Origin of the sequence: Moorena sp. SIO3B2, from assembly GCF_010692525.1 — a bacterium.
Taxonomy (GTDB): Bacteria; Cyanobacteriota; Cyanobacteriia; order Cyanobacteriales; family Coleofasciculaceae; genus Moorena; species Moorena producens.
In genome coordinates, this window is record NZ_JAAHHE010000018.1 from 21,276 (window position 1) to 41,548 (window position 20,273).

Genomic DNA, 20,273 nt, shown 5'->3' on the forward strand with positions numbered 1-20,273 from the left:
TATGGGCAGAGCACCAGAGGTGACACCTAAATCCTGACCATTGTTCACCTGCTCCCCATTCGTTATATCCGTTACCCATCCGTTACCCATCCGTCACCCCTATTTCCTTCTCACAACTCTTCAAGCTTGCTCGATTTACGAAATCCAGGGTGTTACAAGTGTAGTGTTAAGTAGATCTCCTCACTTAGACCCCTGGGCAAATGACTACATTTTTCGATGCCTTTATCTCCTACGGACGTGCTGACAGCAAAGCCTTTGCTACTAAACTTGAAGCTAGACTAACACAATTGGGCTTAACTGTCTGGTTTGACCAGAAGGACATTCCGCCTGCTGTCGATTGGCAGCATCAGATTGATAATGGCATTGAGAGAAATCATAACTTCATTTTTATCATTTCCCCCCATGCCGTTAATTCAAAATACTGCCTCAAAGAAATTGAACTGGCTATTAAATACAATAAACGCATTATTCCTTTAGTGCATGTTAAATCCCCTCGGGAGAAAATTCCTACGATTATCCGTAAACTGAACTGGATCTATTTCCAAGATAAAATCAACGATTTTGAAGCGTCCTTTAAACAATTAATGAATTCTATCCGTAAGCATGCTGATTATGTAGAACAGCATACTCGGTTTTTAGTTAAAGCTCTGGAGTGGGACAGAAATCAACAACAAACTAACCACCTGTTAATCCAGTCAGAACGGATTCAAGCTGAATCTTGGTTAAAGGTACGGTTTCAAAAAGATCAGGCTCCTTGTGTGCCAACGGATTTACATTGTGAGTTTATTTGTGAAAGCATCAAAAATGCCAATAATTTAATGACCCAAGTGTTTATATCTTATTCTGATAAAGATCAAGATATAAAGGATAAACTTGGCAAAACCCTGATGCGGGAAGGAATCACAATCTGGAAACCTGAAACGGATATTAAAACCGGTATAGACTTCCAAGCGGCAATCAACCAAGGAATTGAGGAAGCTGATAATGTCATTTACTTAATTTCACCCAATTCGATTCAATCAAAATACTGTCAGCAAGAGCTTGAACACGCCTTTGCTCACAATAAACGGATTATATCCCTACTGATTGAAGACACGGAAATTGACCAAATACCACCGAAAATTCGCTCATTACAATTCCTGGATTTTACTAAGTCTAACCATGAAGCAAACTACCGCTTCATGGCTGCTCAATTATTAAAAGAATTAAATCAAGATGCTCTCTATTACGAAGAGCATAAGCTTTTGTTAGTCAAAGCGCTAAAATGGCTGACCCAAAACCGCAATTATAGCATTTTATTGCGGGGTCACAATTTAAACTATTACGAAAACTGGCTGAACGTAAATTGGCAACGCCTGGAACATCCACCCCTAGAGTTACATGAAGAATTCCTTGCTGCTAGCACGAATCAACCAACGGAATCTTATCTAGACGTTTTTATTTCTTATTCTCGTACTGATTCAGATTTGGCTAGGAAGTTAAATGAGGCATTGCAGTTACAGGGTAAAACGACTTGGTTTGACCAAGAAAGTATTCCTCCGAGCAGTGATTTTCAGGAGGAAATCTATCGTGGAATTGAACAGTCTGATAATTTCTTATTTATTATTTCCCCTGCTTCGGTAAATTCACCCTACTGTGCTGGGGAGGTAGACTATGCTCAGACATTAAATAAACGGTTTGTGACTGTGCTTTCTATACAGGTACCAGCAAAAATGCTACATCCTGGATTAGCTAGCATCCAGTGGATTGATTTCAACAGGCATGGTGGAGATTTTTATCCCAATTTAAGTGAATTGGTCAGAACCCTTGATACTGACCGAGAGCATGTGCGCAGTCACACCAAATGGTTGCAGCGAGCTAGGGAATGGCAGCAGTCTAACCAAGATACAGATTTGCTGTTGCGTGGCAGCGAATTTTCTATTGCCCAACAATGGTTGCTTGATGCCGAGACCAATGATAAACAGCCGACTGCGACACCTTTACACAAGGAATATATTGCTAAAAGTCGGGATGCCATATCGATTTTGAGAAAACGGGAAAAGCGTCGATTAGTCATCTTACGGTTGTCCCTTACTTTGATGAGTACAGCATTTGCAGCAGCTGTTGGCTTTGGCTTGGTTGCTTTCATGCAATGGAAACGAGCAGAAACAGTTAGCGAAGGTCACATTAATGCTCTGAGTCGATATTCACTGGCTCTGAGAAAATCACATCAGGAATTTGATGCCCTGATCGAAGCAATCAGGGCTGCACGGCAACTGCAAAAACAGAGACGCAGTGTAAAACCTGAAACTGAGAGTCTGGTTAGGACAGCATTGCACGGAGCAGTGTCTTGGGTTAGAGAATACAACCGTTTGGTAGGCCATAACAGTTGGGTTACTAGTGTTAGTTTTAGCCCTGACGGTAATCTGATTGCTTCTGCTAGTAAAGACCATACTGTCAAACTGTGGAGCCGCAACGGTCAGGCACTCCAAACCTTGAAGGGACATGACGGTACCGTTTGGAATGTGAGTTTCAGCCCAGATGGCAAGACTATTGCTACAGCTAGTCAGGATAAGACGGTCAAACTGTGGAGCTTAGACGGGAAAAACCTCCAAACCTTTAAAGGACATCAGCGTGGAGTGCGGAGCGTGAGTTTTAGTCCGGACGGCAGGATGCTGGCTACGGCTAGTAACGATAATACTGTCAAGCTGTGGAGCCTCAATGGCAAGCAACTCCAAACTTTTGAGGGGATTGCGGCTGGATATCGCAGCATCAGCTTTAGTCCGGATGGCAAAATTCTGGCTTCTGCTGGAAGTAACAATACTATCAAACTCTGGCACCTGGACGGCAGAAGTATGGCAACGTTCAAGGGGCATAAGGCTGAGGTTTATAGCGTCAGTTTCTCACCCCAAGGCAAGATGATTGCTTCTGCTAGTGAGGATAAGACTATCAAACTCTGGAGCCTTGATGGTCGGAAACTGAAGACTTTTCCAAAGAAATTAGCTGGAGTCAGAAGCGTCAGGTTCAGCCCGGATGGCAAAACCCTCGCCTCTGCTAGTCGGGATAAAACCGTTAAACTCTGGAGCCTTGATGGCTCGGAACTCCAAACCTTCCGAGGGCATCAGGCTGGGGCTTATGACCTTAGCTTTAGTCCAGATGGCAAGACTCTGGCTAGTGCTAGTGAAGATAAAACCATTAAACTCTGGCGCTTAGATGCCAAAACACCTCGCACCTTCAAGGGTCATAAGAGTTTAGTCTGGAGTGTTAGTTTCAGCCCAGATGGCAAAACTTTGGCTAGTGCTAGTGAAGATAAAACTGCTAAACTATGGCATTTAGATTATACCTGTAGCAAGCAAGGATTAGGGGAAATAAGGTCTAGTAAAACTATCAATCTACTGGATTTTTGTTTGACTCCAAACGTTCTAGAAAACCACAGAGATGTAGTGTTTAGTGTGAGTTTTAGCCCGGATGGCAAAACTATTGCTACGGCTAGCCGGGATAGTAAGGTTAGACTTTGGAGTAAGGATGGTAAAAAAATCCAAACACTCCAGGGGCATAAGGCTGGAGTCTTTAGCGTTAGTTTCAGCCCTGACAGTCAGACGATTGTATCTGGCAGTTGGGATCAAGCTGTTAAGCTTTGGAGTTTTAAAGGAACAGAACCCCAAAGGTTTAAAAAGCTTAGGGCTGCGATTAGAAGTGTTAATTTTAGTCCCGATGGTCTGATGATTGCTGCTGGTAGTGATGATAATACTATTAAGCTTTGGAGTCGCGAAAATTTATGTAATGGTGAATTAAAACCAGCAAACTTAAAACCAGCAAACTTAAAACCAGCAGTTGGATCAGACCATAACATAAATTTTTTGCCTTTTTGCTTAACTCCTACTATCCTCAAAGGTCATGATGATGTGATCTGGAGTGTCAGTTTTAGTCCCGACAGTCAGATGCTTGTCTCTGGTAGTGAGGACGAAACGGTTAAACTTTGGAGTAGAGACGGTAAAGAAATCCGAACTCTCAAAGGGCATCAGGGTAAGGTGTTTAGCGTTAGTTTCAGCCCAGATGGCAAGATGATTGCTTCGGCTAGTGGTGACAAAACGGTTAAACTCTGGAATTTGAAGGGGCAAGAAATTGAAACTCTGATTGGACATAATGATGGGGTTTTTAGCCTCAGTTTCAGTCCCGATGGCAAAATCCTGGCTTCATCTGACTCCAATGGCAATGTGATTATGTGGGATATGGATATAAGTTTAGATTTCAATGACCTTCTGGGTCGGGCTTGTAATTGGGTAGGGGATTATCTCAAGCACAATGCTGAAATCGATGAAAGCGATCGCACTATTTGTCATGGCATTAAACCCAAATCAAAATAGATTGGATTAAGGAAAGGCAAGAGGCAAGAGGCAAGAGGCAAGAGGCAAGCTAGCAATAGGCAAGCTAGCAATAGGCAAGCTAGCAAGAGGTAAGAGGCAAGAGGCAAGAGGTAAGAGGTAAGAGGCAAGAGGTAAGAGGCAAGAGGCAAGAGGCAAGAGGCAAGAGGCAAGAGGCAAGAGTTAATAAATTAAGAGATAAATTGGGTATATAAAGGGAGAGACAGTTGTGGAAAAATCATACACAAAAGACTTTCATTCCTGGACACAACAAACAGCACAGCTGTTGCGAGAAGGTCGTTGGCAAGAGATTGACTTAGAAAATCTGATTGAGGAGGTTGAAGACTTGGGCAAGAGTGAAAGGCGGGGAATTACTAGCCAATTGATTCGCCTGCTGTTACATTTGCTCAAGTGGCAATACCAGCATCAGCGTCGCTCGGATAGCTGGCTGGATTCGATTACTGACGCTCGGACTCAGATTGAGCTAGCTATTGAAGATAGTCCCAGTCTCAGGAGCTATCCAGCCCAGCAGCTGGAACAAAGCTATCAGCGGGCTCGCCGTAAGGCAGCCCAGCAAACCGGAATGCCTGTTTCGGTTTTCCCAGAGGCTTGCCCCTATTCTCTTGGATTGGCCTTAGATCAGGATTGGTTACCAGAAGCTGAAAATTAAAGCCTATTTTATGATAAAATAGGGAATATTGAATTAATTGATATTGGGGTGAGTTAAACCATAACTTGGACTGAAAAAATCAAGGCACTAGAGGCATGGGTTGATAAATTGGAAAAGAATAACTCCTCATACAATTAAGCTGTGTTTTTAAAGTTAAGTTATCATGACCCTGATCAAAACTAAGCGCTTTAGCCTAGCTGACTATCATCGCTTGATTGATAATGGTTTTCTAACAGAAGATGACCGGGTGGAGTTGATTCGGGGAGAGTTAATACAAATGGTGGCGAAGGGTACCTCCCACTCGGTTTGCAACACTAAGTTATGGCGAGAGTTGGACAGACTAGTAGGCGACCGTGGGGTAGTAAGGGGACAGGAACCAATCATCCTATCCAACGACAGTGAACCGGAACCGGATGTTGCGATCGCATGGGGTCAGGCAGATGACTACTTGCCAAATCACCCTTATCCAAAGGATATATTGCTGGTTATTGAGGTGTCAGATTCAACCCTGGAGTATGACCAGACCGTAAAGCTATCTTTATATTCAGAAAACCAAGTTCAGGATTACTGGATTGTTAACCTGGTGGCTGGTCAACTAGAGTGCTATACTCAGCCCTATCAAGATACTCAAAGAAATTTCGGCTATCGGGTCAAACGGGTGGTGTTGCCCAATGAAACGGTTACCATTCCTGGTCTTGGAGATTTGTGCCTAGAGTTAAGTCGTGTGTTTCCAGGTTGAGCAAAATTGGATCAGTTGATGGGTTGATCTAAAAGCGTCACAATGAAAAAGAGTATATATTACTATTTACCGAGACACTTACTACTATAGTTATGGCGCTGGAACTGCTGATTCAAACTACCTCAGCAACCCATCAAAGTTTTGATTACGACCTAGCCATTGTGGGTGGTGGCATTACTGGTTCTACCCTGGCCTGTGCGTTGAAACATTCTGGGTTGAGCGTATTACTCATAGAAGCAAAACCGAAGTCAGTGGCAGCTGCCAGGATACAAGCCTATGCTTTGTCTATCCTCTCAGGGCGTATTTTTGCAGGTATTGGGGTTTGGGATAAAATCCTGCCGCAGATTAGCACATTTCGGCAGATCAAGCTTTCCGATGCTAACCATTCCGGTGTGGTAAATTTTTCCCCTTCAGATTTAGGTACCAACGCCCTAGGGTATGTGGGAGAACACCGTCCGGTGCTAACGTCGTTGCAAGAATTTTTGACAGATTGCCCCAATGTTGACTGGCTGTGTCCAGCAGAAGTAGTGGATGTAGACTATCAGGAGTCTGGGGTGGAGATTACTGTCAAGGAGGGTGATACTCAGCATCGAATCAGGACAAGGCTCTTGGTGGCGGCTGATGGAGCGCGATCGCAAATTCGGACTAGGGCTAGGATTACGACTCGTGGCTGGAAATACTGGCAATCTTGTGTGACTGCCCGGATTAAAACTGAAAAGCCCCATAATAATACGGCTTTTGAACGCTTCTGGCCTAGTGGTCCGATGGGGGTGCTGCCCTTATCAGAGAATCGCTGCCAGGTGGTGTGGACAGCACCCCATGCTGAAGCCAAAGCTTTAAAAGAACTAGACGAAGATCAGTTTCTCGCTAAGCTGGAATACTACACTGGTGGTCTGTTGGGTCGCTTGGAGTTGGAATGCGATCGCTATTTGTTTCCAGTGCAGTTGATGCAGAGCGATCGCTATATTCAGTCAAGATTAGCACTAATTGGTGATGCTGCCCATTGCTGCCATCCTGTCGGTGGTCAAGGACTAAACCTTGGGATTCGCGATGCTGCTGCCCTTGCCCAAGTCTTGACTGAAGCACACCAAGCAGGGGAAGATATTGGAGCCATAGAGGTTCTTAAGCGCTATGAAAACTGGCGCAAGCAAGAGAATCTTGTCATCTTAGGGTTTACCGATACCCTAGATCGGATGTTTTCCAACAACTGGTTACCAATAGTGGCGATACGCCGTCTCGGGTTATGGATGCTGCGCCGGATTCGTCCAGTCAAGATTTATGCTTTGAAGTTGATGACTGGTTTAAGGGGAAATATTCCTCAAGTTGCTCAACAATAGAGCAGTGACTCTCTTACTCAATTACTGCTAGAGAGCGCTGCGATCAGAATTCTGGTTAAGGGTTCTAAATCCGTTGGTACCCGGTAGAGAGTCAATTGTTGGGTGATTAATTTATCTTGACGGTGCAGAATACCAAACTGCCAGATTGTTCCAGTTGAAACGGCTCCAAATAGTTGTGGCTGTTGCTCAACCGATGCGCATTTCTCCCACTGATCGAGAGCGATCAGTTCGACTGCCATCTGAGTGAAACCATTGGTAAGATCCTCTTGCTTTGCCTCAACTACTAACAGATTAGTCGTTGTCCTCAGCAAATAGTCCAACGCGCCTTGAAGCTGATTGCTGACCTTGATTGAATACTCAATTCGCAATTGCGCCCTTGTGTAGTGAATTAAATCTGCCATCACAGGTGCAATTAACATCTCCCGCCGGGATTGTTCGTTGCTCAGATCCAGGTAAGGTAAGATTTCTTCGAGGCGTGATTGGCGCTCCTGCAATCGATCTAACTCACCCTGATATTGCCGCAAATCCAATAAGGTACGTTCTAGTGAATAGCCATATTCTGCCAAGATTTCATCCGTCGGAGTTTTGAGTTTGGCTATTTCACTGAAGCTATAAGAACGGTTGGGGTCGAGCAGAGGCATAGGATGGAAACCAGAAATCAGCAATTAAGGGGAAATATTCCTCAAGTGGCTCTACAATCAAGCATCGCTTAAGTCAATAGAACACTTCTTTCTAGTTTGGCTTACCTCGTCAAGCCAGTAAGACCTCGACAAAAATGTTTAGTTTCGTATAGCGTTGTCGAGGATTTACTTTTTGTGTGTTAACTGACTCGATATTTTGAGCCATAAACGTCTCGATCCGGAACAAGTTTATTGATAGTTTATGATTATCAATTCTAAATATAACACAGATAGAATGTTTTTTTCGTTAATCGTCAGATAAAATTTCAACAATCTTTACACTAACTAACCGCCACACCCCCTCACCCCATTACCAGTCAATATTTGTTATGGTATTGGTTCAAAAACTATTCATTGTAATTACCTAGACAGAAAAAAATATGGAAATTCGCGGAACCGATACACTAAGGTTAGACTGGACTGGTGATGCTTTAGCCATTGGGTTATTTGAGGATGCTGTAGACCTGACTGGTGATTTAGCCGAGTTGGATCAGAAACTGACTGGTACGATTACAGAATTGATCGAGGAAACAGAATTTAAGGGTAGCACTAGTAGTTCTGCTGTCACCCGTGTCGGATCCGGTAGCCCAATCCGTAAAATTATCCTGGTAGGATTGGGTAAAGCTGATGACCTGAGCTTAGATACACTGCGCCGTGGAAGTGCCACAATTGCCCGGACTGCGAAACAGCAAAAGATTACAACTCTTGGAATTAGCTTACCGGTGGTTAATGATGACCCCATAGCAACGGCACAAGGGATCACTGAGGGGATAATCCTGGCTCTACACCAAGACAATCGCTTTAAGTCGGAATCCGAGGATAAGGGCGCAAAGCTGGAACAGATTGATTTACTGGCATTGGCTGGGCAAGAAGCAGGGATTGATAAGGCTCAGAAAATCTGTGAAGGTGTAATTTTGGCACGAGAGTTGGTAGCAGCACCAGCTAATGAGGTGACACCAATTAGTTTGGCTCAGACAGCAGAGGAGCTGGCCTCAGAGTATGGTTTTTCCCTGGAAATCTTGGACAGGGAAGCCTGTGAAGAACTGGGAATGGGTGCTTTTCTTGGGGTTGCCAAAGCCTCAGATCTGCCTCCCAAGTTTATTCATATGACCTATAAACCTGATGGTACTCCAAAACGCAAATTAGCGATTGTGGGTAAGGGCTTAACCTTTGACTCCGGTGGCTTGAATCTTAAAGGTGCTGGTAGTGGCATCGAGACTATGAAAATGGATATGGGGGGGGCGGCGGCTACCTTGGGGACTGCTAAGGCAATTGGCCAGTTGAAGCCGGATGTCGAGGTTCACTTTATCAGTGCGGCCACGGAAAATATGATTAGTGGTCATGCCATGCACCCAGGGGATATTCTTACTGCTTCTAATGGTAAGACGATTGAGGTCAATAATACGGATGCCGAAGGAAGACTAACCCTAGCAGATGCTTTAGTGTTTGCGGAAAAATTAGAGGTGGATGCGATCGCAGATTTAGCTACCTTGACTGGTGCCTGTGTTGTAGCATTGGGAAATGATATTGCTGGTTTATGGACCACTGATGAAACAATAGCGCAACAGTTTAAAGATGCGGCAGAAGCGGCTGGTGAAAAATTATGGCAGATGCCCATGGAAGAGAAGTACTTTGAGGGATTAAAGTCTCAAATTGCTGATTTCAAAAATACTGGACCCCGTGCAGCTGGTTCGATTACGGCAGCCTTGTTCTTGAAGCAATTTGTTAAGGAAACGCCTTGGGTACATATCGATATTGCTGGAACAGTTTGGACTGATAAAGAAAATGGTTGTAATAATTCTGGTGCGACTGGCTTTCCAGTTCGTACTTTAGTGAATTGGGTATTGAGTGAGACTTAAGGTAATAGGTAATGGGGAATGGGTAATAAGTAATCGGTAACTGACCCAACTATACTTAATATCATTACTTAAGATCATTCCTTAGTTTAGCAACCCCCTAGTAAGGCACGGCGGAAATAAAGATACCTTTCAAAAAGAGCGAAACACTTATATAATAAGTATGCAATAATTTTGAATTTTAACTTCCGCCCAGCATTACTAGCTATGGGTTTTTAAGGAAAGCCATTGGCTGAGCTAGATAATTTTATGATTTTATGGAACAGGGAATAGGTAATAGTTAAAAACTCCTGTGTACCTGATAAGTATGGAAAACTCTATACATCGAATCGAAATGAAGTTTTAGCAATTGGTGAGCGCTTTTCACATAAACAAACTGGAATCAACTTGAAAAAAAACTCCCAAGGTTTTGGCTTGATATTTGCTAATTTCTCGCTTTCCATTAACGATGTCATCAACGGTTTTTTTAGAGCCAATAATTCCCACTAAATCCGCTGGTTTTATGTCTTTTTGATCCATTAAAAAAAGTAACATAGACTGAGGCTCAGATCTAATCCCTGGTGAGTAATAGTCTTGTTCAAATTTTTCAATTAATGTAATCAGCAATTCATAAATTTCATCTTCTTCTGGTGTTCGTTTAGGTCGGTGCATCAACTCTTCTACAAAAGCTAAAGCTTTTTCATTCTCTTCTTCTGTTTTAATCATTTTAGGTTGATATTTAATTAACAGTTTTTTGTATGGCTTTTGATTAAAAGTAAGGGTCATTCTTCCAGTTATTATAGTCGTATTCTGCGTGATTCAGAATATACTTGATGTAAATTAAATGCTTTTCATAATCTATACTTACAATTAAGCGGTACTTATTCCCCTTAATATTAAAAACTGTAAAATTTCCTACTGCTTCAGCTTTTCTAAAAACTGATTGTACCTCAACTAAGTTAGACCAAGTAGCCTGATTGGCAATCTTATACCAGTTATCGAGAGCATCATGGCAATCAGCGTGTTTTTCACTAAATTCCCGCAAACGTCGATAGCTGATCACATGCATTTGATATCCTCTTTGGTGCCCTGAACCTAGACACAACTCTGATTTCCTGTCTTGATGCAATAGCGAGTGGGGGAAACCACGGCAATAGCGAGTGGGGGGAACCCCCAAGACCGTAATGGTGCGTTTTCCGCATTAAGAATGAAATTCGCCACGGGTCGCACCTCTGCATCGCTTTATTTTGAAACCAAAGGGAATAGAGCTATTCCAAGTTATGTTAACTAGCCCAATCAACTTTTGCGTAATCGGATTGCCTTGAATGGGACTGGTCTTGAACTGGGGCAATAAAAATGATTGATAACGCCCAAATTTATTAAACCTGGGAAATCCATATTATCTGGTGTTAAATGCTTCTATGGTCTTGTGCAGTGGTTTAATCACATCCTGAGTTACCTGAGAGTGAAATGCTTTTTGGGGCTTGAAGCTCGAAGACAGATAAAATTATTATTTTTAAGGCCACAGTAGTTCTGACTTTGAATACCAACCAATGATCAGCATATCACAATAATGGTCATGGTCACAGAGAACGTAGTGCGTTCGCGAAGCGTGGCCTACGGCCAATCGCGAAGCGTGACATGCACGGGCTTTGCCCGACGCTGCGCGAACGGTCAATCGCATTTTGGGAAGTCTGTAGGGTGGGCATTGCTGGGCAAATCCCAAACCACTTCCAACGAAGCCTAGCCACCAATGCCCACCAACTAAGGTTTTTCATTCCCAACTGTTTGAGCCATGGTTTGAACCATCTCAGGCCAATGGGGTGCTTGTCACCATCAGCTAACCGTAAGTGATAGGTTAAAACAGAAGCCATCATTCTCCCGATTGACACTTGAAACCTCACTCTAGTTACTGGCAACTGCGACCTTACCTTCGTTCCCAACGCTTAACTCTGGCTCAGACATTGGTTTGTACATTAGTATTCACCGTCTGCTGGCCCCTACTCCTTTGGCTATCTGAGCCCTTTTTTGCTGTGGTCGGACAGGGAAAACTGGTCAGGAGTCTTCAGCTAGCTGGGTTAGCTGCTGTTGTATTTCTGACCCAGAAAATAGCGCAGTACTGTTTATATACCCTATCAGCAAAAGCTTCACTACAGATTGCCCTCCATTTACGCCAAAACGTTTTTAACCATTTGCAGCGCCTCAGTATTGGTTACTTTGAAGCTGCTAGAACTGGTGACCTTACCTACCGACTCACCGAAGATCTCGATCGGATTGGGGAGGTGATTTACAAAATTGTTCGTGATTTTATTCCTTGTGTCTTGCAACTGATTGTAGTACTAACTGCTGTCATCTATATTAATCCAGAACTGACCTTAGCCATAGTAATTATTGCACCATTGATGGGCTTGTTGATTGGTTGGTTTGGGGAACAGATCCGGAAATTCTCCCATCGCAGCCAAAATCGGATATCGGATTTGTCCGCAATGCTGACGGAAGTGTTTAGCGGGATTCGATTAATCCAAGCTTTTGCCGCAGAAGACCATACCCTCGAAAAATTTAGCCAAGAAGCGGAAAACAACCGCAAAGCCAAGTATGCTGCTGAACGCCTCAGAGCAATTCAGTTTCCCATAGTTGGTTTTCTAGAAGCGTTGTGCTTCTTATTACTATTATTGTTGGGAGCATGGCAAATTGCTGAGGGTAACCTCACGGCTTCCAAGTTTGTAAGCTACGGTATCGGTGTTGCCATGTTGATTGATCCGATCAACATCTTAACCCAAAACTATAATGAGTTCAAACAGGGAGAAGCATCCATAGACCGCATCTTTGAACTATTTGCCCTTGAGCCAACGGTAATGGAAAAGCCAAGCGCTATAGTTTTACCCCCAGCGACGGGTAGGGTGGAATACTGTAATGTCAGCTTTGCTTATCAACCTGGTGAGCCTGTACTGAGAAATTTGAATTTAGAAATTGCTCCGGGAGATGCGATCGCATTAGTCGGCGCTTCGGGTGCTGGTAAAACTACTTTGGTTAATCTCCTGCCCCGCTTCTATGATCCACAATCTGGGGAAATCCTGATTGATGGGATCAATATTCAAGATATTACCCTCAATAGTCTACGGCGTCAGATTGGCATTGTTCCCCAGGATACCACTCTCTTTTCAGGTACTATTGCTCAGAATATTGCCTTTGGTCAATTAAAACCTGACTTTAAAGCTGTTCAGGAAGCGGCTAAGATTGCCAATGCTCACCAATTCATTATTAAACTATCCCAAGGATATCACACTTGGGTAGGGGAGAGGGGAATTAATTTATCGGGAGGGCAACGACAACGGATTGCGATCGCACGAGCGGTACTGCTCGATCCTAGAATCTTGATTCTCGATGAAGCTACCTCCGCTTTAGACTCAGAATCAGAAGCCTTAGTACAAGAAGCCTTAGAACGGATTATGAAAGACCGCACTGTTTTTATTATTGCTCACCGATTAGCAACAGTGCGCCGTGCTGATCGGATTCTGGTAGTAGAACAAGGACGAATTGTTGAATCGGGAAACCATGAAGTACTGTTAGAAAAAGGTGGTCGTTATGCTCGGTTTTATGCTCAGCAATTTAATTGATTTAATTGCTCTAGTAAAGGGAACAGGGAACAGCGGAATCGGGAATCGGGAATCGGGAATCGGGAATCGGGAATCGGGAATCGGGAATCGGGAATCGGGAATCGGGAATCGGGAATCGGGAATAGTAGACAATAATTGTCACAATTTATTTAGGATTTATATCTAGTCATTACTCTTGAAATAATCAATCATGAATTATAGCAATTTGCAGATATTTTGATTATCAAAATTGAACAAAAAATATTGATTAAATTTTTCAATTGGCAATAATAAATCACTTATATTGAATGCTAAATAGTTTTTCCCTGTTCCCTGTTCCCTGTTCCCTGTTCCCTATTCCCTGTTCCCTGTTCCCTGTTCCCTGTTCCCTGTTCCCTAAAAACTTAGAAATATTTACTTAGTAAAGTCGCCAACCGCTATATGAACAATGAACCTATTTTCAAAGTGCGTGACGTGACTAAAACCTATCAGATGGGGGAGGTGAATGTTCAGGCACTAAAATCAGTTACTATTGACCTCTATGGAGGAGAATTTGTAGTATTGCTTGGTCCGTCTGGAAGTGGCAAGTCCACTCTGCTGAATATTCTCGGAGGACTTGATGTTCCCTCCTTCGGACAAGTCAAATTCTATAATCGTGATTTATCAAGTGCTGATGATCGTGCTCTTACCCGCTTCCGTCGGGAGTGCGTGGGTTTTGTGTTCCAATTCTACAATTTGATTCCCAGCTTGACGGCTCAGGAAAATGTTGCTCTGGTGACGGAAATTGCTCCTCGTCCGATGCGTCCTCGGGAAGCTTTGGGACTAGTGGGACTCGACCATCGCCTTAACCATTTTCCGGCTCAATTATCTGGGGGTGAACAACAACGGGTTGCGATCGCTCGTGCTATTGCCAAACGTCCTCAAGTGCTCCTATGTGATGAACCAACCGGAGCGTTAGACTTTCAGACCGGTAAGCTAGTATTGAATGTATTGGAGCGAGTCAATCAGGAATTGGGAACAACTACTGCTGTAATTACTCACAATGCTGGAATTGCGGCTATGGCAGATCGGGTGATTACCATGCGTAGTGGTGAGATTATTAGTGTACATGGTAATCAGACTAAGATTGCTCCTGAGGATTTAGAGTGGTAAGTCAACGATTGAGTATATTAAGAATTGAATCAAATTACCTAGCTCGATAGAAAACCGGAGGTATAAAAGAACTAGAGGGAGTCACAAAGTAAAAGACTTCCCAAGGAGTTGAGCTATGATAGCAATATTATTAACAACTTTCTTAGTTTGCTGTCTGTTCGGCTTGACATTAGTTTGTGAAGCTTTGTTTTATACAGAAGAAGAGCAGTTATAAAAAATCGAGCGTTGCTTAATAATGGAATGATTTTAAGAGTTTTTAGGTGCGCTTTCCGTATTAAGAATTAAATTCGCCACGGGTCGCACCTGTAGAATGGGCATCTTGCCTGTTCCTGACATTTTCGGTTGGTCTTAGACTTCCATGAATTCCCTAGACCGTAAACTCTTACGTGACCTATGGCAATTACGAGGTCAGGTGATTGCGATCGCATTAGTAGTAGCCTGTGGCATTGCTAGCTTCGTCCTAGCCAGGAGTGCCTATAGCTCTTTGCGACTAATCCAAGACACATATTACAACCGCTACCATTTTGCCCAAGTTTTCGCTTCCCTCAAACGCGCCCCAGAAAGCCTCAAATCCCAAATTGGTGCTATTCCCGGTATTGCCCAAACCCAAACTCGGATTGTGGTTGATGTCACCCTTGATGTGCCTGGTTTAACAGAACCAGCCACAGGAAGACTAATCTCAATTCCTGAGCGTCGTAAGTCCAAACTCAACGACTTATTTATTCGTCAAGGTCGCTATATTGAACCAGGACGAGGAGATGAAGTACTTGTCAGTGAAGCCTTCGCCCAAGCCAATCAACTCAACTTGGGTGATACCATGGGTGCCATTATTAATGGACGTTGGGAAAAATTGCGAATAGTAGGAATTGCCCTATCACCAGAATACGTTTATGAAGTGCGAGGTGCTGGAGAAATCTTCCCAGATAATCGGCGATTTGGAGTGGTTTGGATAGGTCGGGAAGCCTTGGGTAAAGCCTTCGACCTTGATGGTGCCTTTAACGATGTCAGCCTTTCCTTAATTCCAGGGGCTCAAGAAAGGGAAATTATTAGCCGTTTGGATCGATTACTGGAACGCTACGGTGGGTTAGGTGCTTATGGAAGGGAAGATCAGCTATCCCATCAAATTCTAGCAGATGAACTCAGCAGTTTGGAAGTCTCTGCTACTTTTATGCCTTCGATTTTTTTAGCGATCGCATCTTTCCTACTGCATGTTGTCCTCTCTCGCCTAATCGGAACCCAACGGGAGCAAATTGCTGTGCTCAAAGCCTTTGGTTACAGTAACCTAACCATCGGTATCCATTATCTTAAATTTGTCCTTGCCATTGTCAGTGTAGGAGGTATCCTTGGCACCCTAGTTGGTCTTTGGCTCGGCAATGGACTAACCCAACTTTATGCTGAATTTTTTCGCTTTCCCCTACTACGCTATGACGTCAGCTCAGACTTAGTCGCCACCGCCATCTTAGTCAGCTTTACCGCAGCAGCAATTGGTGGACTAATGGCGGTACGTCGGGCAATTTCCCTTCCTCCAGCCCAAGCCATGCGTCCCGAACCCCCAGCTCAATTCAAACCTATCATTATTGAACGGCTAGGTCTACAGCAGTTTTTATCCCCTGCCGGTGGTATTATCCTCCGTAATTTGGAACGCAAGCCCATCCAAGCCTTCCTATCCATTATGGGAATAGCTGTTGCTGTAGCAATTCTCCTGACTGGGTTGTACATCGGAGATGCACTGACATACCTGATGGATTTTCAATTCCGCCAAGTACAACGGGAAGATCTCACCATTATCTTTAATCAACCCCGTCCCGCACGTACCCGTTACGAAATCACTCACTTACCAGGAGTGATTCGTTCCGAACCATTCCGCATCGTACCAGTACGTTTACGCTTTGACCATCATACCTATCGCAGTGCTTTAACTGGAATCGACCCAGCCGGAGAATTCCGCCGTCTGCTAGACAAGAATTGGTACACCGTGCATCTACCCCCAGACGGAGTTGTCATGACTACCAAACTAGCCGAAATCCTAGGTGTTACTCCTGGAGATACCCTAACCGTGGAAGTCCTGGAAGGAAGCCGTCCCGTGCGTCAAGTTCCTGTAGTCGGCTTGGTGGATGAACTCTTCGGTGTCTCAGCATATATGGATATCCATGCCCTCAACCGACTGATGCGAGAAGGACAAACTATTTCTGGTGCTTACCTCTCCGTTGATCCTCACCTTGCTAGTCAGCTTTACTATCGCCTCAAACGTCTACCGGCCATTACCGGTATTGCCACCCGTGAAGCCAACCTAGAAAGCTTTGAGGAAATTAGTGCTAAACTTCTGCGAGTCTTCACAGCAGTACTAGTAATTTTTGCCTGCATTATTACCTTCAGCGTAGTCTATAACTCAGCACGGATTGCCCTATCAGAAAGAGGACGAGAATTAGCCAGTCTCAGGATTATGGGATTCACTCGTGCTGAAATTGCCTTTATTCTCCTAGGTGAACAAGTTATTCTTACCCTACTCGCCCTTCCAATTGGTTTTGGACTCGGATACGGTTTAGCTGCTTTAATGTCTGTTGCCTATAATTCTGAACTTTACCGTTTTCCCTTAATTATTACTAAAGATACCTATGCTTTTACATTTGTTATCGTAATAGTAGCAGCATTATGTTCTGGGTTAATTATCCGCAGAAAGCTGAATCGTCTGGACTTAATCGCTGTTTTGAAAACCAGGGAATAAGCATCAACATGGTGATAGTTACATCAGTGCGGAGCCTGCTGATTCCTTTGTATTCAGCTTAGTTTGCATGTTGTAACTAAGGGTGCATCTCACTTTTAGAAATGTTGCGTAGGGTGCGTTAGGGGCGGGCTAGCCCTGATTTTCCGCCTCTTCGTTCCTGGTTGAAACAGCCCGCCCCGTAACGCACCATCAGGTCAAACAGCTTTTAGGAGATGCACCCGTAACTAACACAAGCTATGGAACAGTAAAAAAGTAATAGCAGTAATTAAATAGTAGTAATTAAATAGTAGTAATTAAATACTGTTGCGATCGCAAAATCAATTCCGCGATTTTAGACACTTCATGAAGCACCTTCCTCAACGGCTAACTTACCTTATGGTTGGAGTTGGCATCATCACAGTAGTTGTCCTAGCATTTCGTCCTGCACCGATTCGGGTTGATCTAGCCGAAGTTAAACGCAGTAGTTTGCAAGTAACAGTGGATGGAGAGGGAAAGACCCGTATCCGCTCCCGCTTCGTAGTTTCAGCTCCTGTTGCCGGTCGGCTGGCGAGGATTAAACTAGATGAAGGAGATAAAATTAAACAAGGGGCAATAATTGCCCAAATTGACCGCCTTCCTCTAGATGCAGACGTCCGAGAAGCTCAAGCACGGCTAAGGCAATGGCAAGCAGAGCGTGATGGGGTAGCAACCAAGCGACCAAAACCAGAAGCTTTATTCCAGGCTCAAGCCCGGATCCGGTCAGCAGCAGCCCAACAGCAAGAAGCTCAAGCTCGGGTCCAGCAAGCATTAGCAGCACTAGAGCAAGCAAAACGCGATCGCCAACGCTCCCAACAGTTATACATTGATGGCGCAATCTCTCGTAAAGACCTCGAAACAGCTCAATTGTTAGAAACTACCTGCCAGAGGGAATTAGAAGCAGCACGACGGGAAGTGGACAGTGTGGCCGCTGAAGTAGTAGCAGCCAAAGAAGCCCGTGCCATTCTCCAAGCCGAACAGAGAGACCCTGACTATTTACTTGATGTCTACAATGCTCGCATTGCCAGTGTTCAAGCTGAACTTGCCAAGCTAGCCGATGAAGCAGCCCGTGCCGAAATTCATTCCCCAATTGATGGTTATGTCCTACGAGTCCTAGAAGAAAGTGCTCGATATGTAGAAGCCGGAACTCCCCTGTTGGAACTAGGAAATCCTGCCGACCTAGAGATTGTCGTTGATTTGCTTTCTACTGATGCGGTCAAAGTCAAGCCAGGAGCAAAAATGTTCATTGAACATTGGGGGGGAGAGCGCACCCTAAACGCTCAGGTGAAGTACGTCGAACCCTCAGGTTTTACCAAAATTTCAGCTCTTGGGGTAGAAGAACAGCGAGTGAATGCGATCGCTAATTTTGTAGATTCCCCAATTCCTTTAGGTGATCGCTACCGAGTAGAAACACGGATTGTAGTTTGGGAAAGCTCAGATGTGCTAGTCGTTCCCTTAAGTGCCATTTTCCGCTGCGACTCACAACAAAATAGCTCCTTGGACCCGATTGCACAAAATAGGGATGATTTGTCCGTGTCTGCAACAGGGGGAACACAGGGAAGTAACCAATTTTCAGATCATCAAGGGAGTATCCAGCGCTCCAACTTCCAGACTTGGTGTACGTTTGTGGTGGAAAACAACCAAGCGAAGAAACGTCAGATTATAATTAGTCAGCGCAGTAATCTTGAAGCAGTGATTCAACAAGGACTTCGAGAAGGAGAAATAGTCATCTTGCATCCCACTGAGCAAATTCAGGAAGGAAAACAAGTTGCACCCCGTTGACTAGCTATCCGTTGACTAGCTATAATATATAATTCGAATTTGAGATGTGAAACTTAATTGATAGCAAAAGCGATGGGCGTTGCTGAATTCAGGTATAACTTCAAGTTAGTGATCGCTAAATCAAAAATCAATTAGCAACGCCAAAAATGCTATAAGTCAAGCAACAGTTAACTGGCATATTTTTTATTCAACCTTCAACCTTCAACCTTCAACCTTCAACCTTCAACCTTCAACCTTCAACCTTCAACCTTCAACCTTCAACCTTCAACCTTCAACCTTCAACCTTCAACCTTCAACCTTCAACCTTCAACCTACTCAGTTAGCTGATGCTGATAATAAGTTTATCATTACCAGCGATATCCAGGTTGTTGATGTTGCGATCGCTACTTTAAACTTAAGGCTAACTCCGGCGGTTGCAGTTCCCGAAACTGTTGACCCAGCAAAACTCGAGAGTGCTATGGAAGCCGCAGTTAAGAGTATTTTGACTGCTGCTCTGTTGCAGCAGTTACCCAAACTAGCAGTGGGAGAAAATCTGGATTATAACCAATTGAAAACTTTCCTGTTGCTAGAGATTAGGACTAAGGTACGCAATCTGGCCCAGGAAACCCTGAAGGGTTTTATTCCTGCCGATAGCCAAGCTTCAGAGCAAAATCAGGAGAAGTTTATGGAAGCACTCCGAAGCTTTCTCGGAGATTCTAACTACAGGATTGATGGGCTAGAACTCACAGCCAAGGGTAGCTCCTATCAGCAAGATATTCCGATTGCGATCGCACAACGCGCTGAGATTCAGTTACAAGAGTCGTCTAGTTTGTCAATTGTGATTGAAGATAAGTAATAGGTAATAGGTAATGGGTAATGGGTAATAGGTAATAGGTAATAGGTAATGGGTGATGGGTAATAGGTAATGGGTGATGGGTGATAGGTAATGGGTGATGGGTGATAGGTAATGGGTAATAGGTAATGGGTAATAGGTAATGGGTAATAGGTAATAGGTAATAGGTGATAAGTAATGGGTAATGGGTAATAGGTAATAGGGATGCGCTGCATCAAGACAGGGAATCGGGAGCATGTCACTTATGCAGAACATTTGTACTAAATCTAATGGGTAATAGGTAATTGGTAATAGGTAATGGGTAATAGGTAATGGGTAATAGGTAATGGGTAATAGGTAATAGGTAATAGGTAATAGGTAATGGGTAATAGGTAATAGGTAATGGGTAATAGGTAATGGGTAATAGGTAATGGGTAATAGGTAATGGGTAATAGGTAATAGGTAATTGGTAATAGGGGGAGCATGTCACATTAGCCTAATATTTTTACCTGATCTATAGCCCCCTCATGGGTAAAAGCCAAGGGTAGTGGTACACAATTCGTGATTTTAACTCCTGAAACCTTGACG

19 protein-coding genes are annotated in these 20,273 nt (G+C 43.8%); 10 read left to right on the forward strand and 9 right to left on the reverse strand.

Annotated features, from left to right (window positions below; all coding sequences use genetic code 11):
- Positions 1-200: 200 nt before the first annotated feature.
- Complete coding sequence (locus F6K38_RS06505) at positions 201-4,346, forward strand: TIR domain-containing protein (RefSeq protein ID WP_287356315.1); 4,146 nt, start codon at positions 201-203, stop codon at positions 4,344-4,346.
- Between the two features lie 6 nt (positions 4,347-4,352).
- Here the strand turns inward: F6K38_RS06505 and F6K38_RS06510 are convergent, their stop codons facing one another.
- On the reverse strand, positions 4,353-4,523 hold the full coding sequence (locus tag F6K38_RS06510) for a hypothetical protein (protein ID WP_287251024.1): 171 nt from the start codon (positions 4,521-4,523) through the stop codon (positions 4,353-4,355).
- Between the two features lie 49 nt (positions 4,524-4,572).
- Here F6K38_RS06510 and F6K38_RS06515 point away from each other — a divergent pair, with 49 nt between their 5' ends.
- The 3 genes from F6K38_RS06515 to F6K38_RS06525 all read left to right on the forward strand — a co-directional run bounded on the left by F6K38_RS06515 (position 4,573) and on the right by F6K38_RS06525 (position 7,089).
- Positions 4,573-5,013, forward strand: coding sequence for a DUF29 domain-containing protein (locus tag F6K38_RS06515; RefSeq protein ID WP_287251026.1), 441 nt, complete (start codon positions 4,573-4,575; stop codon positions 5,011-5,013).
- Positions 5,014-5,176: 163 nt separating this feature from the next.
- Positions 5,177-5,752, forward strand: coding sequence for a Uma2 family endonuclease (locus F6K38_RS06520; RefSeq protein ID WP_008189558.1), 576 nt, complete (start codon positions 5,177-5,179; stop codon positions 5,750-5,752).
- A 92-nt stretch (positions 5,753-5,844) separates the two neighbouring features.
- Positions 5,845-7,089 (forward strand): FAD-dependent hydroxylase, encoded by a 1,245-nt coding sequence (locus F6K38_RS06525; RefSeq protein ID WP_008189560.1) that lies wholly within the window; start codon positions 5,845-5,847, stop codon positions 7,087-7,089.
- A 17-nt stretch (positions 7,090-7,106) separates the two neighbouring features.
- Here F6K38_RS06525 and F6K38_RS06530 read toward each other — a convergent pair whose 3' ends face one another.
- Positions 7,107-7,730 carry a hypothetical protein gene (locus F6K38_RS06530; protein ID WP_008189561.1) on the reverse strand — a complete coding sequence of 208 codons (624 nt, stop codon included), beginning with the start codon at positions 7,728-7,730 and terminating at the stop codon, positions 7,107-7,109.
- A gap of 419 nt (positions 7,731-8,149) precedes the next feature.
- Here F6K38_RS06530 and F6K38_RS06535 point away from each other — a divergent pair, with 419 nt between their 5' ends.
- The gene (locus F6K38_RS06535; protein WP_008189563.1) at positions 8,150-9,628 is read left to right on the forward strand and encodes a leucyl aminopeptidase; all 1,479 of its coding nucleotides are present in this window, start codon (positions 8,150-8,152) and stop codon (positions 9,626-9,628) included.
- 360 nt (positions 9,629-9,988) lie between these two features.
- Here the strand turns inward: F6K38_RS06535 and F6K38_RS06540 are convergent, their stop codons facing one another.
- The 4 genes from F6K38_RS06540 to F6K38_RS06555 all read right to left on the reverse strand — a co-directional run bounded on the left by F6K38_RS06540 (position 9,989) and on the right by F6K38_RS06555 (position 11,496).
- The gene (locus F6K38_RS06540; protein ID WP_008189565.1) at positions 9,989-10,390 is read right to left on the reverse strand and encodes a helix-turn-helix domain-containing protein; all 402 of its coding nucleotides are present in this window, start codon (positions 10,388-10,390) and stop codon (positions 9,989-9,991) included.
- A complete protein-coding gene (locus tag F6K38_RS06545; protein ID WP_008189566.1) occupies positions 10,374-10,673 on the reverse strand; it encodes a type II toxin-antitoxin system HigB family toxin in 300 nt (99 codons plus the stop codon). The genes F6K38_RS06540 and F6K38_RS06545 overlap by 17 nt, the downstream gene beginning before the upstream one ends.
- A 26-nt stretch (positions 10,674-10,699) precedes the next feature.
- Entirely contained in the window at positions 10,700-10,825 is a 126-nt protein-coding gene (locus F6K38_RS06550) for a hypothetical protein (RefSeq protein WP_267872108.1), read from the reverse strand.
- A gap of 362 nt (positions 10,826-11,187) precedes the next feature.
- The gene (locus tag F6K38_RS06555) at positions 11,188-11,496 is read right to left on the reverse strand and encodes a hypothetical protein (protein WP_131827208.1); all 309 of its coding nucleotides are present in this window, start codon (positions 11,494-11,496) and stop codon (positions 11,188-11,190) included.
- Here F6K38_RS06555 and F6K38_RS06560 point away from each other — a divergent pair, their 5' ends adjacent.
- A complete protein-coding gene (locus F6K38_RS06560; RefSeq protein ID WP_008189569.1) occupies positions 11,497-13,221 on the forward strand; it encodes an ABC transporter ATP-binding protein in 1,725 nt (574 codons plus the stop codon).
- 10 nt (positions 13,222-13,231) lie between these two features.
- Here F6K38_RS06560 and F6K38_RS06565 read toward each other — a convergent pair whose 3' ends face one another.
- A complete protein-coding gene (locus F6K38_RS06565) occupies positions 13,232-13,363 on the reverse strand; it encodes a hypothetical protein (protein WP_267872109.1) in 132 nt (43 codons plus the stop codon).
- 278 nt (positions 13,364-13,641) lie between these two features.
- Here F6K38_RS06565 and F6K38_RS06570 point away from each other — a divergent pair, with 278 nt between their 5' ends.
- The 4 genes from F6K38_RS06570 (at position 13,642) to F6K38_RS06585 (ending at position 19,709) form a co-directional block, all read left to right on the forward strand.
- Positions 13,642-14,352: an ABC transporter ATP-binding protein gene (locus F6K38_RS06570; RefSeq protein ID WP_008189573.1), complete on the forward strand. Its 711-nt coding sequence runs from the start codon at positions 13,642-13,644 to the stop codon at positions 14,350-14,352.
- A gap of 358 nt (positions 14,353-14,710) precedes the next feature.
- Positions 14,711-17,077 (forward strand): ABC transporter permease, encoded by a 2,367-nt coding sequence (locus F6K38_RS06575; RefSeq protein WP_008189576.1) that lies wholly within the window; start codon positions 14,711-14,713, stop codon positions 17,075-17,077.
- Positions 17,078-17,419: 342 nt separating this feature from the next.
- Entirely contained in the window at positions 17,420-18,874 is a 1,455-nt protein-coding gene (locus F6K38_RS06580; RefSeq protein ID WP_008189577.1) for an efflux RND transporter periplasmic adaptor subunit, read from the forward strand.
- Between the two features lie 457 nt (positions 18,875-19,331).
- Positions 19,332-19,709 carry a hypothetical protein gene (locus F6K38_RS06585; RefSeq protein ID WP_287356317.1) on the forward strand — a complete coding sequence of 126 codons (378 nt, stop codon included), beginning with the start codon at positions 19,332-19,334 and terminating at the stop codon, positions 19,707-19,709.
- Here F6K38_RS06585 and F6K38_RS06590 read toward each other — a convergent pair.
- Both F6K38_RS06590 and F6K38_RS06595 read right to left on the reverse strand, forming a co-directional pair.
- Positions 19,686-19,961: a hypothetical protein gene (locus tag F6K38_RS06590; protein WP_287356318.1), complete on the reverse strand. Its 276-nt coding sequence runs from the start codon at positions 19,959-19,961 to the stop codon at positions 19,686-19,688. The two genes, F6K38_RS06585 and F6K38_RS06590, sit on opposite strands and share 24 nt — an antisense overlap.
- Positions 19,962-19,972: 11 nt before the next feature.
- Entirely contained in the window at positions 19,973-20,170 is a 198-nt protein-coding gene (locus F6K38_RS06595) for a hypothetical protein (protein ID WP_287356319.1), read from the reverse strand.
- Positions 20,171-20,273 lie beyond the last annotated feature (103 nt).

Bases quoted from the DNA above. Each gene is read 5' to 3' on its own strand.
- F6K38_RS06505 (WP_287356315.1), top strand. From the start codon at position 201: ATGACTACATTTTTCGATGCCTTTATCTCCTACGGACGTGCTGACAGC.
- F6K38_RS06520 (WP_008189558.1), top strand. From the start codon at position 5,177: ATGACCCTGATCAAAACTAAGCGCTTTAGCCTAGCTGACTATCATCGC.
- F6K38_RS06525 (WP_008189560.1), top strand. From the start codon at position 5,845: ATGGCGCTGGAACTGCTGATTCAAACTACCTCAGCAACCCATCAAAGT.
- F6K38_RS06530 (WP_008189561.1), bottom strand. From the start codon at position 7,730: ATGCCTCTGCTCGACCCCAACCGTTCTTATAGCTTCAGTGAAATAGCC.
- F6K38_RS06535 (WP_008189563.1), top strand. From the start codon at position 8,150: ATGGAAATTCGCGGAACCGATACACTAAGGTTAGACTGGACTGGTGAT.
- F6K38_RS06540 (WP_008189565.1), bottom strand. From the start codon at position 10,390: ATGACCCTTACTTTTAATCAAAAGCCATACAAAAAACTGTTAATTAAA.
- F6K38_RS06545 (WP_008189566.1), bottom strand. From the start codon at position 10,673: ATGCATGTGATCAGCTATCGACGTTTGCGGGAATTTAGTGAAAAACAC.
- F6K38_RS06570 (WP_008189573.1), top strand. From the start codon at position 13,642: ATGAACAATGAACCTATTTTCAAAGTGCGTGACGTGACTAAAACCTAT.
- F6K38_RS06575 (WP_008189576.1), top strand. From the start codon at position 14,711: ATGAATTCCCTAGACCGTAAACTCTTACGTGACCTATGGCAATTACGA.
- F6K38_RS06580 (WP_008189577.1), top strand. From the start codon at position 17,420: ATGAAGCACCTTCCTCAACGGCTAACTTACCTTATGGTTGGAGTTGGC.
- F6K38_RS06585 (WP_287356317.1), top strand. From the start codon at position 19,332: ATGGAAGCCGCAGTTAAGAGTATTTTGACTGCTGCTCTGTTGCAGCAG.
- F6K38_RS06590 (WP_287356318.1), bottom strand. From the start codon at position 19,961: ATGTTCTGCATAAGTGACATGCTCCCGATTCCCTGTCTTGATGCAGCG.
- F6K38_RS06595 (WP_287356319.1), bottom strand. From the start codon at position 20,170: ATGCTCCCCCTATTACCAATTACCTATTACCTATTACCCATTACCTAT.